The sequence below is a fragment of the Mycobacterium hippophais genome (genome assembly GCF_027529605.1).
GTDB classification, from domain to species: Bacteria; Actinomycetota; Actinomycetes; order Mycobacteriales; family Mycobacteriaceae; genus Mycobacterium; species Mycobacterium arseniciresistens.
On the sequence record NZ_JAPZPY010000001.1, the window covers coordinates 1094749 to 1110606 of the forward strand.

General features: G+C 69.5%; 17 protein-coding genes. 8 read left to right on the top strand and 9 right to left on the bottom strand.

All coding sequences use genetic code 11. The annotated features are described in order from the left end of the window. Positions 1-62 precede the first annotated feature (62 nt). The gene (acs, locus tag O6P37_RS05470) at positions 63-2015 is read left to right on the top strand and encodes an acetate--CoA ligase (RefSeq protein ID WP_269893072.1); all 1953 of its coding nucleotides are present in this window, start codon (positions 63-65) and stop codon (positions 2013-2015) included. Positions 2016-2020: 5 nt separating this feature from the next. On the opposite strand, the gene O6P37_RS05475 is transcribed toward acs, so the two are convergent. Further along, entirely contained in the window at positions 2021-2728 is a 708-nt protein-coding gene (locus O6P37_RS05475) for a chymotrypsin family serine protease (protein ID WP_407667726.1), read from the bottom strand. Between the two features lie 130 nt (positions 2729-2858). Between O6P37_RS05475 and O6P37_RS05480 the strand changes: the two genes are divergently transcribed. Then, positions 2859-3374 (top strand): phage holin family protein, encoded by a 516-nt coding sequence (locus O6P37_RS05480; protein ID WP_264014820.1) that lies wholly within the window; start codon positions 2859-2861, stop codon positions 3372-3374. Further along, positions 3374-4354: an alpha/beta fold hydrolase gene (locus O6P37_RS05485; protein WP_269893073.1), complete on the top strand. Its 981-nt coding sequence runs from the start codon at positions 3374-3376 to the stop codon at positions 4352-4354. The genes O6P37_RS05480 and O6P37_RS05485 overlap by 1 nt, the downstream gene beginning before the upstream one ends. A gap of 4 nt (positions 4355-4358) precedes the next feature. Here the strand turns inward: O6P37_RS05485 and marP are convergent, their stop codons facing one another. Genes marP through nth form a run of 4 tightly spaced genes read right to left on the bottom strand, consistent with a single transcriptional unit; the run spans position 4359 to position 7691 of the window. Next, positions 4359-5546 (bottom strand): acid resistance serine protease MarP, encoded by a 1188-nt coding sequence (gene marP, locus O6P37_RS05490; RefSeq protein ID WP_264014818.1) that lies wholly within the window; start codon positions 5544-5546, stop codon positions 4359-4361. After that, positions 5543-6337, bottom strand: a complete 795-nt coding sequence (locus tag O6P37_RS05495) for an NUDIX hydrolase (RefSeq protein WP_269893074.1) — start codon at positions 6335-6337, stop codon at positions 5543-5545. Before O6P37_RS05495 ends, marP begins: the two co-directional genes overlap by 4 nt. Then, entirely contained in the window at positions 6334-6993 is a 660-nt protein-coding gene (locus tag O6P37_RS05500) for a TlpA family protein disulfide reductase (protein WP_269893075.1), read from the bottom strand. The genes O6P37_RS05495 and O6P37_RS05500 overlap by 4 nt, the downstream gene beginning before the upstream one ends. A 17-nt stretch (positions 6994-7010) precedes the next feature. Beyond that, entirely contained in the window at positions 7011-7691 is a 681-nt protein-coding gene (nth, locus tag O6P37_RS05505; RefSeq protein WP_269893181.1) for an endonuclease III, read from the bottom strand. A gap of 293 nt (positions 7692-7984) precedes the next feature. On the opposite strand from nth, the gene O6P37_RS05510 reads away from it, so the two are divergent. Beyond that, positions 7985-8278, top strand: a complete 294-nt coding sequence (locus O6P37_RS05510) for a hypothetical protein (RefSeq protein WP_264015814.1) — start codon at positions 7985-7987, stop codon at positions 8276-8278. A 99-nt stretch (positions 8279-8377) separates the two neighbouring features. Beyond that, entirely contained in the window at positions 8378-9052 is a 675-nt protein-coding gene (gene crp / locus O6P37_RS05515; protein WP_005063269.1) for a cAMP-activated global transcriptional regulator CRP, read from the top strand. Positions 9053-9104: 52 nt separating this feature from the next. On the opposite strand, the gene O6P37_RS05520 is transcribed toward crp, so the two are convergent. From O6P37_RS05520 to O6P37_RS05530, 3 genes are read right to left on the bottom strand one after another with little or no spacing between them, the layout of a single operon-like run. After that, complete coding sequence (locus O6P37_RS05520) at positions 9105-9896, bottom strand: MBL fold metallo-hydrolase (protein WP_269893076.1); 792 nt, start codon at positions 9894-9896, stop codon at positions 9105-9107. Beyond that, entirely contained in the window at positions 9893-10348 is a 456-nt protein-coding gene (locus tag O6P37_RS05525) for a RidA family protein (RefSeq protein WP_269893077.1), read from the bottom strand. The genes O6P37_RS05520 and O6P37_RS05525 overlap by 4 nt, the downstream gene beginning before the upstream one ends. Beyond that, positions 10345-10506 carry a DUF4177 domain-containing protein gene (locus O6P37_RS05530; protein WP_014817956.1) on the bottom strand — a complete coding sequence of 54 codons (162 nt, stop codon included), beginning with the start codon at positions 10504-10506 and terminating at the stop codon, positions 10345-10347. The genes O6P37_RS05525 and O6P37_RS05530 overlap by 4 nt, the downstream gene beginning before the upstream one ends. 57 nt (positions 10507-10563) lie before the next feature. On the opposite strand from O6P37_RS05530, the gene O6P37_RS05535 reads away from it, so the two are divergent. Together O6P37_RS05535 and O6P37_RS05540 are read left to right on the top strand one after the other, a co-directional pair. Then, positions 10564-11586, top strand: a complete 1023-nt coding sequence (locus O6P37_RS05535; RefSeq protein WP_269893078.1) for an ArsA family ATPase — start codon at positions 10564-10566, stop codon at positions 11584-11586. After that, on the top strand, positions 11586-12728 hold the full coding sequence (locus O6P37_RS05540; RefSeq protein WP_269893079.1) for an ArsA family ATPase: 1143 nt from the start codon (positions 11586-11588) through the stop codon (positions 12726-12728). Before O6P37_RS05535 ends, O6P37_RS05540 begins: the two co-directional genes overlap by 1 nt. A 9-nt stretch (positions 12729-12737) precedes the next feature. Here the strand turns inward: O6P37_RS05540 and O6P37_RS05545 are convergent, their stop codons facing one another. Next, positions 12738-13055 (bottom strand): WhiB family transcriptional regulator, encoded by a 318-nt coding sequence (locus O6P37_RS05545; RefSeq protein WP_264015813.1) that lies wholly within the window; start codon positions 13053-13055, stop codon positions 12738-12740. A 323-nt stretch (positions 13056-13378) separates the two neighbouring features. Here O6P37_RS05545 and ponA2 point away from each other — a divergent pair, with 323 nt between their 5' ends. Continuing rightward, complete coding sequence (gene ponA2, locus O6P37_RS05550; RefSeq protein WP_269893080.1) at positions 13379-15823, top strand: transglycosylase/D,D-transpeptidase PonA2; 2445 nt, start codon at positions 13379-13381, stop codon at positions 15821-15823. Positions 15824-15858: the final 35 nt, after the last annotated feature.

Sequence of the window (15858 nt, forward strand, 5' to 3'; positions counted from 1 at the left end):
CCCGCAGCCGAGGTTGTGAGGTCAGCCCTTCAGCGGCGCGCGTGGTGACTACGCTCACACCTATGTCCGAGACGCACACCGACATTCCGTCCGCCTACCCGCCGCCCGACGAGTTCGCCGCGCAGGCCAATGCGACCGAAGAGCTGTACAGCGACGCCGAAGCCGACCGGCTGGCGTTCTGGGCGACGCAGGCCGAGCGGCTCGCGTGGGAGACCCCGTTCGACGAGGTGCTGGACTGGTCGGAGGCCCCGGTCGCGAAGTGGTTCGTCGGCGGCAAGCTCAACGTCGCCTACAACTGCGTGGACCGCCACGTCGAGGCGGGCAACGGTGACCGGGTCGCGATCCATTGGGAGGGTGAGCCCGTCGGCGATCAGCGGACCATCACCTACGCCGAACTCAAGGACGAAGTGTGCAAGGCAGCCAACGCGCTGACCGATCTCGGCTTGTCCGCCGGCGACCGGGTGGCGATCTACATGCCGATGGTGCCCGAGGCGATCGTCGCGATGCTGGCGTGCGCCCGGCTGGGCGTCATGCACTCCGTCGTCTTCGCCGGGTTCTCGGCGTCGGCGCTCAAGGCGCGCATCGAGGACGCCGAGGCGAAGCTCGTCATCACCACCGACGGGCAGTACCGCCGCGGCAAGGCGGCGTCGCTGAAGGAGGCCGTGGATGAAGCAGTCGAGGGCCAGCCGTCGGTGCAGAACGTTCTGGTGGTGCGCCGCACCGGGATCGACGTCGAGTGGACCGACGGCCGCGACCTGTGGTGGCACGAGACCGTGGACGGCGCGTCGGCCGACCACACCCCCGAGGCCTTCGACTCCGAGCACCCGCTGTTCCTGCTCTACACCTCGGGAACCACCGGTAAGCCCAAGGGCATCATGCACACCACCGGCGGCTACCTCACCCAGAGCAGCTACACCCACCACCACGTCTTCGACATCAAGGCCGACACCGACGTCTACTGGTGCACCGCCGACATCGGCTGGGTGACCGGCCACACCTACATCGTCTACGGGCCGCTGTCCAACGGCGTCACACAGGTGGTCTACGAGGGCACGCCGACTTCCCCGACGGAGCACCGTCACTTCGAGGTGATCGAAAAGTACGGTGTGACAACCTATTACACCGCGCCGACGCTGATCCGCACGTTCATGAAGCTCGGCCGCCAGATCGCCGCCGAACACGATCTGTCCAGCCTGCGGCTGCTCGGCAGCGTCGGCGAGCCGATCAACCCCGAGGCGTGGCGCTGGTACCGCACGGTGTTCGGCGGCGACAAGACCCCGATCGTCGACACCTGGTGGCAGACCGAGACCGGCGCCATCATGATCTCCCCGCTGCCCGGCGTCACCCACACTAAGCCCGGCTCGGCGATGAGGCCGCTGCCCGGCATCTCGGCCAAGATCGTCGACGACGACGGCAACCAGCTCGAGCCCGGCACCGATCACGGCGAACAGGCCAGCGGCTACCTCGTGCTCGACCAGCCGTGGCCGGCGATGCTGCGCGGCATCTGGGGCGACCCGGAGCGGTACCGGGAGACCTACTGGTCGCGGTTCGCCGAGAAGGGCTGGTACTTCGCCGGTGACGGCGCGCGGTACGGCAAGGACGGCGAGATCTGGGTGCTAGGCCGCATCGACGACGTCATGAACATCTCCGGGCACCGCATCTCCACCGCCGAGGTGGAGAGCGCGCTCGTCGGGCACGCAGGTGTCGCGGAGGCGGCTGTCGTCGGCGCCACCGACGATCAGACCGGGCAGGCGATCTGCGCGTTCGTCATCCTCAAGGCCAGCGCCAAGGGTGGCGCCGAGGACATGGTCGACGAGCTGCGCGCCGAGGTCGCCAAGGAGATCTCGCCGATCGCCCGGCCGCGCGAGATCCACGTCGTGCCCGAGCTGCCGAAGACCCGAAGCGGCAAGATCATGCGCCGGCTGCTGCGCGACGTCGCCGAGGGCCGCGAGCTCGGCGACACCTCGACGCTGGTGGACCCCAGCGTCTTCGAGGCGATCCGCGCCGGCAAGTAGAAGCGTCAGGCCGCGCGGGCGCCGACGGGGACGAAGCCGGAGCCCGGCCGGTTCTTGCTGACGATGTCGGCCAGCTGGGCGTTGATCGACATCGTGACGGCCGGGGTGTGCAGCGGGATGTATTGGACGACGCAGGTCGGCAGGCCTTCGGTGAAGGCGCCGTGGATCATGCCGACCAGCTTGTTGTTCACCGTGACCGGTGCGCCGGAGTCACCGGGCTGACCGCACACCTGGTTGACGATGGTGCCCGGGTCCTCCCCCGGGCCCCACGTCACCCCGCACGACTGGCCGGTGGTGCGGCCCAGCTTGCACGCGATCTCGCCGAACGCCGGGTCGGGCCCTATGCCGTCGATCTGGAAGCCGTTGACGTTGTTGGTCGGCGTCACCTTGGCCGGATCGAACTCGATGACGGCGTAGTCGAGCGCCTCGTTGCCGGCGACCATGGTGCCCACCACGCCTGCGGCCTCGGCTCCCTCGACGCCCACGGTGGCGCCCGGCCCACCGCAGTGCGCGGAGGTGAACCCGACCAGGGCGCCGCGGTTGTCGTTGCCGATCGCGGTGAGCGTGCACAGCGATTCACCGTTGACCACGATGCCCGAACCGCCCCCGAGCACCACCGGCCCCTGAGCCTGCGCCGGTGCCGCCGGTGCCGCCAGCGCGAGCACGGCGGTGATCACCGCGACGAGAACGTGGCGGCGGTGTCTGGTGTGCAAACCAATCCCCTGTCGATGCGGCCCGACCCGCCAACGCTGCTGACTGAACCCAGTCTATGGCGGCCGGGATCGTTTAGCCGGTCACAGCATGGCAACATGAAGCGCGACCGAATATCAAAGCGCAGAGGATGTGCCCGTGAGCGACCGCAAGAACGGCGTGCCGACCACCGTCGCCTCGATCCCACTGGTGGATCCGCACGCGCCGAAGCCCGACCCGTCCATCGGCGACCTGGTCAAGGACGCCACCTCGCAGGTATCGACGTTGGTGCGCGCCGAGGTCGAACTGGCCAAGGCCGAGATCACCCGCGACGTGAAGAAGGGGCTCACCGGCAGCGTCTTCTTCATCCTGGCGCTGGTCGTGCTGTTCTACTCCACGTTCTTCTTCTTCTTCTTCGTCGCCGAACTGCTCGACACCTGGATCTGGCGCTGGGCGGCATTCCTGATCGTCTTCGGGATCATGGTGCTGGTCACCGGTGTTCTGGCGTTGTTCGGCTACCTCAAGGTGCGCCGCATCCGCGGACCGCAGAAGACCATCGAGTCGGTCAAGGAGACCCGCGAAGCGCTCACCCCCGGGCACGACAAGAACCCCGGCAAGGCGCTCACATCTCCCAACGGTCAGTCGACCACCGACCCGTCGGGCTGGTAGTGCCCCGCCGCCGCGGCGGCGACGTCCGGCCCCCGCCCGATCCGTCGGTCACCAGGATCGACGGTCCCTGGCGGCATCTCGAGGTGCACGCCAACGGCATCCGGTTCCACGTCGTTGAGGCCGACGACGGGGAACCGTCGCCGGTGCCGACGAGCGAGCGGCCGCTGGTGATCCTGCTGCACGGCTTCGGCTGCTTCTGGTGGTCGTGGCGCCACCAACTCCGGGGACTGAACGGCGCCCGCGTCGTCGCGGTGGACCTGCGCGGGTACGGCGGCAGCGACAAGCCCCCGCGCGGCTACGACGGCTGGACCCTGGCCGGCGACACCGCCGGCCTGGTGCGCGCGCTCGGCCACAAGACCGCGACGCTCGTCGGTCACGCCGACGGCGGACTGGTGTGCTGGGCGACGGCCGTGCTGCATCCCCGGGCGGTGCGGGCGATCGCGGTGGTCAGCTCGCCGCACCCGGTGGCGCTGCGCAGTTCGGCGATCCGGCGGCGCGACCAGGGCCGTGCGCTGTTGCCGTCGATGCTGAGCTACCAGGTGCCGGTGTGGCCGGAACGCTCACTGACCCGCCACGACGCCGAGGAACTCGAAGCGCTGGTGCGCCGCCGGGCCGCGGCACCCTGGCAGGCGTCGGACGATTTCACCGAGACCGTCGGGCACCTGCGTCGCGCCATCCAGATCCCGTCGGCCGCCCATTCGGCGCTGGAGTACCAGCGCTGGGCGGTGCGCAGCCAGCTGCGAGGCGAGGGCAGGCGGTTCATGCGTTCGATGAAGCGGCCGATCGCCGTGCCCGTGCTGCACCTGCGCGGCGACGCCGATCCCTACGTGCTGGCGGACCCGGTGTACCGCACGCAGCGGTACGCGCCGCACGGCCGCTACGTATCGATCGCCGGCGCAGGGCATTTCGCCCATGAGGAGGCGCCGCAGGAGGTCAACGAACAGCTGTCGCGCTTCCTGGTGCAGGTCTACGGGACGTGACGGGTCAGCCGACGCAGGCCCCGGTGGCCACCGGTGCGGTGTTGTTCACGTTCATCAGCTGACGCGCGATCTCGCTGTAGCGCAGCACGAATCCGGTGTCGGGATCGTCGACGGCGGCACCGAACACCACACCGAGCACCCTGCCCTCGCGGTCGATCATCGGGCCACCCGAGTTGCCCTGCCGCACTTGCCCTCTGATCGTGTACACGTGCCGCGACACGGTCGACTTCTGGTAGATGTCGGGCCCGTTCAGCTCGATCCGCTCGCGCACCCGGGCAGCCGTCGGGGTGAAGTCGCCGCCACCGGGATAGCCCAGCACCACCGCGTCCGTGCCGTCCGGGGCGTCCTCGGTGACGAACTCGAGCGCGGGTGCAGGCAGGTCGGGCACGTCGAGGATGGAGATGTCGGCGGCCGGGTCGTAGGACACCACGAACGCCTCGTACTCCTGCCCGCCCGCGTCGACGGTGACCGTCTCGGAGCCGGCGACCACGTGGGCGTTCGACATCACCCGGCCGGGTGAGATCACGAATCCGCTGCCCTCGAGCACCTTCTGGCAGCCCGGCGCGAAACCGCGGATCTTCACGACACTGGGCCTGACCCGCTCCACCACCGGATCGGTGATCAACCCGACGTCGGGGGCCTCGACCTCGGCGATCGGCGTGCGGCCGAACGGCTGCCACACATTCGGCAGGCCGGAGGTGTTCAGCAGCGCCTTGAGCCGCCCCGGCACCGTGCGCAGCTGCTCGGGCACCACCTGGTCGACTTCGCTCCACACCTTGGAGCCGCTGACCGCCGCCACCAGCCTGGGCTGATCCGAGGACTGCACGAGGAAGCCGAGCATCCAGGCGGCCAGCAGCACCGCGACCAGCTGGAGGCTGGAGCCGACCACGGAGTCGAACAGGCGCATCGGGCGGTTGCGGATCGCGCTGCGCACCGCCCGGCCGAGCACGACGCCGGCGATCTCACCGATCACCACCAGCGCGAGGATCAGAAACAGCGTGACGAACAGTTTCTGGCGCGGGCCCGGAAACGCCTCGACCAGGTGGGGGGCGAGCAGCACACCGGCCACCGCGCCGAGCACCACCCCGAGCAACGCCATCAGCGACCCGAGTGCACCGGAGCGCCAGCCGGAGACGGCGGCGACGAACGCGATGCCCAGGATGGCGAGGTCGAGCCACTGTGACGATGTCATGATTGGCCTTCACCGTAGCCGCCGGCAGCGGCATCGTGGTCTCCGACAAGCGCCATCGCTTCGTCGAGTTCGCGGACGTCGTCGGTGTTCCACGGTTGGGCCCACCCGGCGACGTCGAGGATCGCCGAGACGACCTGCCCGGTGAACCCCCACACCAGCATCTCGTTCAGCAGGAACGCCGGCCCGGAGAACCGCCGGGTGTTGGCCTGGCGGTACACCATCAGGCGGTTCCGCGGATTCACGAACGCGCGCAGCGGGACCCGGGCCACCACCGCGGTCTCCGACTCGTCGACGACGGCCACCGGCCCGGGATCCTGGGAGTAGGCGAGCACCGGGACGACGTGGAAGCCCGACGGCGGGATGAACATCTTGTCGAGGGTGACCAGCGGGGTGATCCGGGCGGTGTCGATGCCCGTCTCCTCGGTGGCCTCCCGGAACGCGGTGCCGACCGGGCCGTCGTCGCCGGGGTCGGTGGCGCCGCCCGGGAACGCGGCCTGGCCGGCGTGGTGACGCAGCGTGGACGCCCGGACGGTCAGCAGTAAATCGGCATCGTCGGGCAGTCCGCCGGCCGGGTGGTCGTGCGGGCCGGAGAACAGCACCAGCACGGCGGCGTCGCGCTTGGACCCCGTCAGCGTCGCGGCGGCGTTCGCCGCGGTGATGGTGGCGAGGACGTCGGGCGGGACCCGCCTGCGGTACGCACTCGGCACCCGGCCAACGTTGTCGACGAGCGGGCGGAGCCAGCCGGGCGCGGCGTCAGGGCGCAGTTCACCCTGGTCGCGCGCGGTGCTCACCCCGGCCCTCCTCCTGTCTCCCGGCCGATCACCGGGTCCACCGCCGCCGCGATCTCGTCGGCGTCGGCGAAGGATCTGGGCAGGATTTCGGCAACGGTACCGTCCGCGCGCAGCACCACCGTTGCGGGCATGACGTTGGGCACCCGGAGGGCCGCCGCGACGAGTCGGCGGCCGTCCTGCAGGGTCGGCAGGTGCACGCCGAGCTCGGCGAGGCGCAACAACGCCGCGGTCTCGTTCTCGTCCTGGTGCACCGTCAGGACCGTCACCCGGTCGCCGGCGCGGCGCTGATACTCGGCCATGGCGGGCAGCTCGTCGGCGCACGGGCCGCACCAGTAGGCCCAGAGGTTGAGCACCACTGTGCGACCGGCGAGCGCGGCGGCGACGTCGACCGGGACGCCGTCGCCCGCGCATTCGAGCGTGACGTCGCGCAACGGCGCCGGACCGGCCGACCCGGACGCCGCCGGACAGGGCCGCAGGTCGGCCCTGGCCCGCGGACCGGCGAGGGCTTGGGCGGTGTCGGCGTCCCTGCGGTCCCGGGCCGCCGCGGTACCGCCGCCGGGCGCGGCGTCGTCGTCCTGCAGCTGCAGCCACAGCGCGCCGATGAGCGCCACGACGACGGCGAGCACCACGACGGTCCAGCGGGTCGAGGTGCTCACGAGGAATCGGCGGATCGCTAGAGGCCGGCCAGTGCCAGCAGGTGCTCGGTCTCCGGGCCACGGACCAGCGCGGCGGCCGTCGGCGGATCGGTGGGGCCGGTGCCGTAGGACGGGCAGTCCTTGGCCAGCACGCAGATGCCGCAGGCCGGCTTGCGGGCATGGCAGACGCGGCGCCCGTGGAAGATCACCCGGTGGCTCAGCAGGGTCCACTCGCTGCGGTCGATGAGTTCGCCGACCGCGTGCTCGACCTTGACCGGGTCCTCCTCGGCGGTCCACCGCCAGCGGCGCACCAGCCGGCCGAAGTGGGTGTCGACCGTGATGCCGGGGACGTCGAACGCGTTGCCCAGGATGACGTTGGCGGTCTTGCGGCCCACCCCCGGCAACGTAACCAGCTCCTCGAGCGTGGCGGGCACCTCACCGTCGAACCGCTCGACCAGTTCCTGGCCCAGCCGCATCAGCGAGTTGGCCTTGTTGCGGTAGAAGCCGGTGGTGCGGACCAGCTCTTCGAGTTCGGTGCGGTCGGCCTGCGCGTAGTCCTGCGCGGTGCGGTACTTCGCGAACAGTGCCGGCGTGGCGAGGTTGACCCCTTTGTCGGTGCTCTGCGCCGACAGGATGGTCGCGACCGTCAGCTCGAGCGGATTGGTGAAGTCCAGTTCGCAGTACACATGCGGAAAGGCAACGGCGAGTTCGCGATTCATCCGGCGGGCACGCCGCACCAGGCCGAGGCGGGTCTCGTTGTCCCACTTCTTGGCCGACGAGCGCCGCGCCGGCACGGACCGCGTCGACTTCTCGGCCGACGACGCACCAGTAGTCACGACGGCAAGCCTACTGACCGTCACCGACACGGCTGCTCCGAAGCGGTTCCCGGCCTGCTCGGAGGCTGTTTCGGGGTGGTGCGTACCGGTGACAAACCGTGATCCTGCTGAGACCTTCGGCGTGTTTACTTCCCCGTGTGTCCTGGTTGCTCGTGGCCTTCATCCCCGTGTTGCTGATGTTGGCGACGTTCGGGCTCGAGCGGCTGGAGTCCGGACTCACCCGAGATACGGTGTCGGCCACCGACGTCGCCGAATTCCTGGCTCAGGCCAAGGCAGCCGACGTCGACACGCTGGCGCGCGACGGGATGAGTGAGGCGATCGTCGGCCAGCAGCGGCGACGGCACGACCGCGAGGCAACGGTGGAGACCCTGCCGACCCGACTCGCCCCGACGGGTTTGCCCACACGACTTCATCTGACGCATCGGCCCAATCCGCAATTTCAGCCGACTCGCCACGCCAATCCTGTGTAGCGTTGGCACGTTGCGAGAGCGCGTACCTCTACACTGGCTTCGCTAACCAGTCAGGGGCGGATAGCGCATGTCATATCACCGAACAGCTTAAGGGGCAACGTGGACGAGATCCTGGCCAGGGCCGGAATCTTCCAGGGAGTCGAGCCCAGCGCCGTATCCGCGCTGACCAAGCAGCTTCAGCCCGTCGACTTCCCGCGCGGGCACACCGTGTTCGCCGAGGGTGAGCCCGGCGACCGGCTGTACATCATCATCACGGGCAAGGTGAAGATCGGCCGTCGCTCCCCGGACGGCCGGGAGAATCTGCTGACGATCATGGGCCCGTCGGACATGTTCGGTGAGTTGTCCATCTTCGACCCCGGTCCGCGGACGTCGAGCGCCACCACCATCACCGAGGTGCGCGCCGTCTCGATGGACCGTGACGCACTGCGCGCCTGGATCGCCGACCGCCCCGAGATCGCCGAGCAGCTGCTGCGCGTGCTGGCCCGCCGCCTGCGGCGCACCAACAACAACCTGGCCGACCTCATCTTCACCGACGTCCCGGGCCGGGTGGCCAAGCAGCTGCTGCAGCTGGCGCAGCGCTTCGGCACCCAGGAGGGCGGCGCCCTGCGCGTCACCCACGACCTCACGCAGGAGGAGATCGCCCAGCTCGTCGGCGCCTCCCGCGAGACCGTCAATAAGGCGCTCGCCGACTTCGCGCACCGCGGCTGGATCCGCCTCGAGGGCAAGAGCGTGCTGATCAGCGACTCCGAGCGGTTGGCCCGCCGAGCGAGGTAGCCAGGGATTTGTGGAGCCGCAGCCGCGGTGAGCGCGGGTGAGAATCCACAAATCACCCGCGTAGATAGTCCAGCTGCGCCTGGACGCTCCACTCCGCGGCTTCCCACAGCTCCTCGTCGACGTCGGTGTAGACGTGTTCGACAACCTGCCGCGCGGTGGCGTCGTCGCCGAGGGTGCGCAGCGCGTCTCGGACCTGGTTGAGCCGGTCCTCGCGGTGGGCGAGATACATCGCGGTCACCGCCTCGAGGTCCGCGAGATCCGGCCCGTGACCAGGGAGCACCGTGCGCCCGCCGAGCCCCTGCAGGCGGCGCAGCGACTCCAGGTAGTCGCGCAAGCTGCCGTCCTCGTGATCGATGACGGTGGTGCCGCGACCGAGCACCGTGTCGGCGGTCAGCACGGCGTCGTCGAGGACGAACGACAGCGAGTCGGCGGTGTGCCCGGGTGTCGCCATCACCTTGATGCGCAGGCCCGCGGCGTCGATCACCTCACCGTCGGTCAGCGGTCCGCCCAGTCCGCGTAGGAATCCGCTGCCCACCGCCCGCACCACCGCGCCGGTGCGCTCGACGATCTTGTCGATCGCGTCGGTGTGGTCGCCGTGTTTGTGGCTGATGAGCACCAACGGGATGCTGCCGAGTTCGGCCAGCCGGGCGACGTGTTCGTCGTCGTCGGGGCCGGGGTCGACGATCACCATCTCGGCACTGCCCGGCCCGCGCAGCACCCAGGTGTTGGTGCCGTCGAGCGTCATGATGCCGGGGTTGTCGCAGAGCAGGACCGACGCCGTCGCCGTCACCGGGCGCAGCTGCCCGTATGCCGGATGCTGGAGCGCGGCGGCCCCGTCGCTCACGCGACCTCGACGACGATCTCGACCTCCACCGGTGCATTGCGCGGCAGTTCGGAGACGCCGACCGCGGATCGGGCGTGCGCACCGGCCTCACCGAAGACCTCGCCGAACAATTCCGACGCGCCGTTGATCACACCGGGCTGGCCGTGGAAGCCCGGGGCCGACGCGACGAAGCCGACCACCTTGACGATCCGCACCACGGCGTCGATCCCGACCAGTGCGTGCACCGCGGCCAGCGCGTTGAGCCCGCACAACCGGGCCAGCGCCTTGGCCTGCTCGGGATTCACCTCGGCGCCGACCTTGCCGGTCGCGGTCAGCTCACCGGCCACGATGGGCAACTGGCCGGCCGTGTAGACGAGATCGCCGGTCCGCACCGCGGGCACGTACGCCGCCAGCGGCGTCACCACCCCGGGCAGCTCGATCCCGAGTTCGGTGAGCCTCTCGGACCAGGTCACTTGGGCCGTTTCAGATACGCGACGTGCTGCTCGCCGGTCGGGCCGGGCAGCACCGACACCAGCTCCCAGCCGTCTTCTCCCCACTGGTCGAGGATCTGTTTGGTGGCGTGCGTCAGCAACGGCACCGTGGCGTATTCCCAGCGGGTCGGTTCGCTCATGCGCCGAGCTTATCGGTCCGTGCCCTCGGTCCGGGATGCCCGCTTGGCTAGCATGCAGTGGTGGCATCCACTACCAACGGCGGTAGACCCGTCGGCTGGCCCTCGCGGCTGACCAAGGCGCGGCTGCATTTCGTGACCGGCAAGGGCGGCACCGGCAAATCGACCATCGCGGCGTCGCTGGCGTTGGCCCTCGCGGCGGGCGGGCGCAAGGTGCTGCTCGTCGAAGTCGAAGGGCGACAAGGCATCGCGCAGCTGTTCGACGTGCCGCCGCTACCCTACAAAGAGGTCAAGATCGCCACTGCCGACGGCGGCGGGCAGGTCAACGCGCTGGCCATCGACACCGAGGCCGCGTTCCTCGAATACCTCGACATGTTCTACAACCTCGGGCTGGCCGGGCGGGCGATGCGCCGGATCGGCGCCGTCGAGTTCGCCACCACGATCGCCCCCGGCCTGCGCGACGTGCTGTTGACCGGCAAGATCCGCGAGATCGTCACCCGGGCCGAGAAGGGCAAGCAGCCGGTGTACGACGCGGTGGTGGTCGACTCACCGCCGACCGGCCGCATCGCCCGCTTCCTCGACGTCACCAAGGCGGTGTCCGATCTGGCCAAGGGCGGCCCGGTGCACTCACAGGCCGAGAGCGTGGTCAAGGTGCTGCACTCCGAGCTCACCGCGATCCACCTCGTCACCCTGCTGGAGGCGCTGCCGATTCAGGAGACGCTCGAGGCCATCGACGAGCTGAAGGCCATCGACCTGCCGATCGGCAGCGTCATCGTCAACCGCAACATCCCGACGTACCTCGACGCCGATGACCTGACCGGGGCCGCCGAAGGAAACCTCGACGCCGAGGCCCTCCGCTCCGAACTCGCCGGTGCAGGAATCACGCTGTCGGACAATGAATTCGCCGGCCTGCTCACCGAGACCATCCAGCACGCCACCCGCATCGCCGCGCGCGCGGAGAGCGCCGAGCAGCTCGACGGGCTCGACATCCCGCGTCTCGAACTGCCCGCACTGCCCGACGGCGTCGACCTCGGCAGCCTCTACGAACTGGCCGAAGAGCTCGCGCAGCAAGGAGTCAGGTGATGAGCACCACCCCGCCCGTCCTCGATCTGGGGGCCATCCTGTCCGACCGGGCGAACCGCGTCGTGGTGTGTTGCGGCGCAGGAGGTGTCGGCAAGACCACCACCGCCGCCGCGATGGCGTTGCGGGCCGCCGAGTACGGCCGCACCGTCGTGGTGCTGACCATCGACCCGGCCAAGCGGCTGGCTCAGGCGCTGGGCATCAAGGACCTCGGCAACACCCCGCAGCGGGTGCCGCTGGCGCCCGAGGTGACCGGCGAACTGCACGCGATGATGCTCGACATGCGCCGCACGTTCGACGAGATGGTGATCCAGTACTCGGGACCCGAACGGGGAGAAGCGATTCTGGACAACCAGTTCTATCAGACGGTGGCCACGTCGCTGGCGGGCACGCAGGAGTACATGGCCATGGAGAAGCTGGGCCAGCTCCTCGGCGAGGACAAGTGGGATCTGGTGGTCGTCGACACCCCACCGTCACGCAACGCCCTGGACTTCCTGGACGCCCCGAAGCGGCTGGGCAGCTTCATGGACAGCCGGCTGTGGCGGATGCTGCTGGCACCTGGCCGCGGCATCGGCAAGCTGGTCACCGGCGCCGTCGGCCTGGCGATGAAGGCGATGTCGACGATCCTCGGCTCGCAGATGCTCTCGGACGCAGCGGGTTTCGTGCAGATGCTCGACACCACGTTCGGCGGCTTCCGGGAGAAGGCCGATCGCACCTACGCTCTGCTCAAGAGGCGGGGCACTCAGTTCGTGGTGGTGTCGGCGGCCGAACCGGACGCGCTGCGTGAGGCGTCGTTCTTCGTCGACCGGCTGTCCCAGGAAAAGATGCCGCTCGCCGGCCTGATCCTCAACCGCACCCATCCGATGCTGTGCGACCTGCACGCCGACAAGGCGTCCGAGGCTGCCGAGGAGCTGCTGGCAAAGGACCCGAGTTCGCTGCCCGCGGCCGTGCTGCAGGTGCACGCCGCCAGGGCGTCGACCGCGAAGCGGGAGGTCCGGCTGCTGTCCCGGTTCACCGGCGCCAACCCGCACGTGGCGATCGTCGGCGTCCCGTCCCTACCGTTCGACGTGTCCGATCTCGATGCGCTGCGCGCAATCGCCGATCAGATCACGGGCCCGGTGAACCAGCAGGCCGAACCGGCCTGAGGCCAGGCGTCAGACGGCGCTGCGGTGTTTGCGCTGGGCGGAGAAGAATTCGGCCCAGGAGTTCACCTCGGGATGCTGCTTGAGCAGGGCGCGGCGCTGCCGTTCGGTCAACCCGCCCCACACGCCGAACTCAACGCGGTTGTCGAGTGCATCGGCGCCGCACTCGAGGATCACCGGGCAGTGCCTGCAGATGACGGCGGCTTTGCGCTGGGCCGCACCGCGGACGAAGAGCTCATCGGGATCAGCCTGACGACAGCGCGCCTGGGACACCCAGGCGATTCGCGCCTCGGCCTCGGCGCCCGGTAACGGTGTCGGGGAGGGAAGAATAGTCGTCGTACGCTGCGCCGCGAGCCCATTTTTTGACACCAGCGATCCCTTCGTTCTGCCGCCGCCCCGGTCGGCGAGTCCACCCGAGTAGATCACTGCTGCGATCTACGCCACACTGCGCCAGAAAGTGTGTCCTGGATCGCACTGTGTGTCCAAGCTAGGTGGTCAGCGGGCATTTACGCAACAGTTTCTCGGGCACTTTTTTGGCACTGCCGTGCCGACACGCCCACTTTGCCGGGTCACGCGGATCCCCGCGGCGGGGTCTGAACGGGCAATCACGCCGGTCAGGGGATGTCCTCCGGCGGCCTCGTTACTCTGTACCCATGCCGGAGCGCCCTCCCAGAGCCGTCACGCTCATCAAGCTCGCCTGGTGCTGCCTGCTGGCCAGTGTGCTGACGGCGGCATTGCTGTTTCCCGTGGTCGGCGGCATCGGACTGATGTCCAACCGGGCGTCGGACGTGGTTGCCAACGGCTCGGCGGCACTGGTCGAGGGCGAGATCCCGCAGGTGTCGACGATGGTCGACGCCAAGGGCAACACGATCGCCTGGCTGTATTCGCAACGCCGCTTCGAGGTGCCCAGCGAGCAGATCGCCAACACGATGAAGCTGGCGATCGTCTCCATCGAGGACAAGAGGTTTGCCGAGCACAACGGCGTGGACTGGCAGGGCACCCTGACCGGCCTCGCCGGATACATGCGCGGCGACGCCGACACCCGCGGCGGATCGACCCTCGAACAGCAGTACGTCAAGAACTATCAGCTGCTGGTGATCGCTCAGACCGACTCCGAGCGGCGCGCGGCGATCGAGACCACACCCGCCCGCAAGCTGCGTGAGATCCGGATGGCGCTCACGCTGGACAAGACGTTCACCAAGCCGGAGATCCTCACCCGCTACCTCAACCTGGTGTCCTTCGGCAACGGCGCGTTCGGCATCCAGAACGCCGCGCAGACCTATTTCGGGGTGAACGCGTCGGAACTGAACTGGCAGCAGTCCGCGCTGCTGGCGGGCATGGTGCAGTCCACCAGCACGCTGAACCCCTACACCAATCCCGACGGCGCACTGGCGCGGCGGAACCTGGTGCTGGACACGATGATCGACAACATCCCGGCCGAGGCAGAAGCGCTGCGGGCGGCCAAGGAGCAGCCGCTGGGCATCCTGCCGGTACCCAACGAACTCCCGCGCGGCTGCATCGCCGCCGGTGACCGGGCATTCTTCTGCGACTACGCGCTGGAGTACCTGGCGCGCGCCGGGATCAGCAAGGAGCAGGTGGCCCGTGGCGGCTACCTGATCAGGACGACGCTCGACCCCGACGTGCAGGGGCCGGTGAAGTCGGCGATCAACCAGTTCGCCAGCCCCGACCTCGAGGGCGTGGCCAGCGTGATGAGCGTGATCAAGCCGGGCAAGGAGTCGCACCCGGTGCTGGCGATGGCGTCCAACCGCACCTACGGCCTCAACACCGAGGCCGGCGAGACCATGCAGCCCCAGCCGTTCTCGCTGGCCGGCAACGGCGCGGGGTCCGTGTTCAAGATCTTCACCGTCGCCGCCGCGATGGACATGGGCATGGGCATCAACACCCAGTTGTCCGTCCCGGGGCAGTTCCAGGCCAAGGGCCTTGGCAGCAGCGACCGGCCGGGCTGCCCCGCGGCGACCTGGTGCGTCAGCAACGCCGGCGGGTACCGCGGCACGATGAACGTGACCGACGCGCTGGCCACGTCGCCGAACACCGCGTTCGCCAAGCTGATCTCCCAGGTCGGCGTGCAGCGGGCGGTCGACATGTCCGTGCGGTTGGGCCTGCGGTCCTACGCGCTGCCGGGCACCGCCCGCGACTACGACCCGGAGAGCAACGAGAGCCTCGCCGACTTCGTCAAGCGGCAGAACATCGGTTCGTTCACCCTCGGCCCCATCGAGGTGAACGGCCTGGAACTGTCCAACGTCGGCGCGACCATCGCCTCCGGCGGCGTGTGGTGCCCGCCCAACCCGATCGCCCAGGTCCTCGACCGCACGGGCAACGAGGTCTCGGTCACCACCGAGACCTGTGAGCAGGCGGTGCCTGAAGGCCTGGCCAACACGCTGGCCAACGCGTTGAGCAAGGACGACACCGGTTCGGGCACCGCGGCCGGCGCCGCCGGTTCGGTCGGCTGGAACCTGCCGATGTCGGGCAAGACCGGCACCACCGAATCCAACCGGTCCTCGGCGTTCCTCGGATTCACCAACCAGTACGCGGCGGCCAATTACATCTACGACGACTCGACCGAGCCCAGCGAGCTGTGCTCGTTCCCGCTGCGCCAGTGCGGTTCGGGCGGTCTGTTCGGCGGCAACGAACCGGCGCGCACGTGGTTCGCGGCGATGAAGCCGATCGCCACCAATTTCGGTGACGTGGTGCTGCCGCCGACCGATCCGCGCTACCTCGACGGCGGCCCCGGGTCGCAGGTGCCCAGTGTGGTCGGCCTGACCACCGACGGCGCCCGGCAGCGGATCAGGGACGCCGGATTCCAGGTCGCCGACCAGATCAGTTCGGTGAACAGCGGCTCGCGGGCGGGCACCGTGGTGGGCACCTCGCCGAGCGGGCAGACCATCCCGGGATCGATCGTCACGATCCAGGTCAGCAACGGCATCGCACCGGCGCCTCCGCCGCCGGTCAGCATCCCTGGTCTGCCCGGCGGCCCGCCTGCGCCGGTCGGCCAGACCGTCGTGCAGATCCCCGGGCTCCCGCCGATCACCGTGCCGGTGCTCGGGCCGCCGCCACCACCGGCGCCGCCGCCACCGTGATCGACCTGTGCGATTGCTTACGGCTGCGGGGCGCG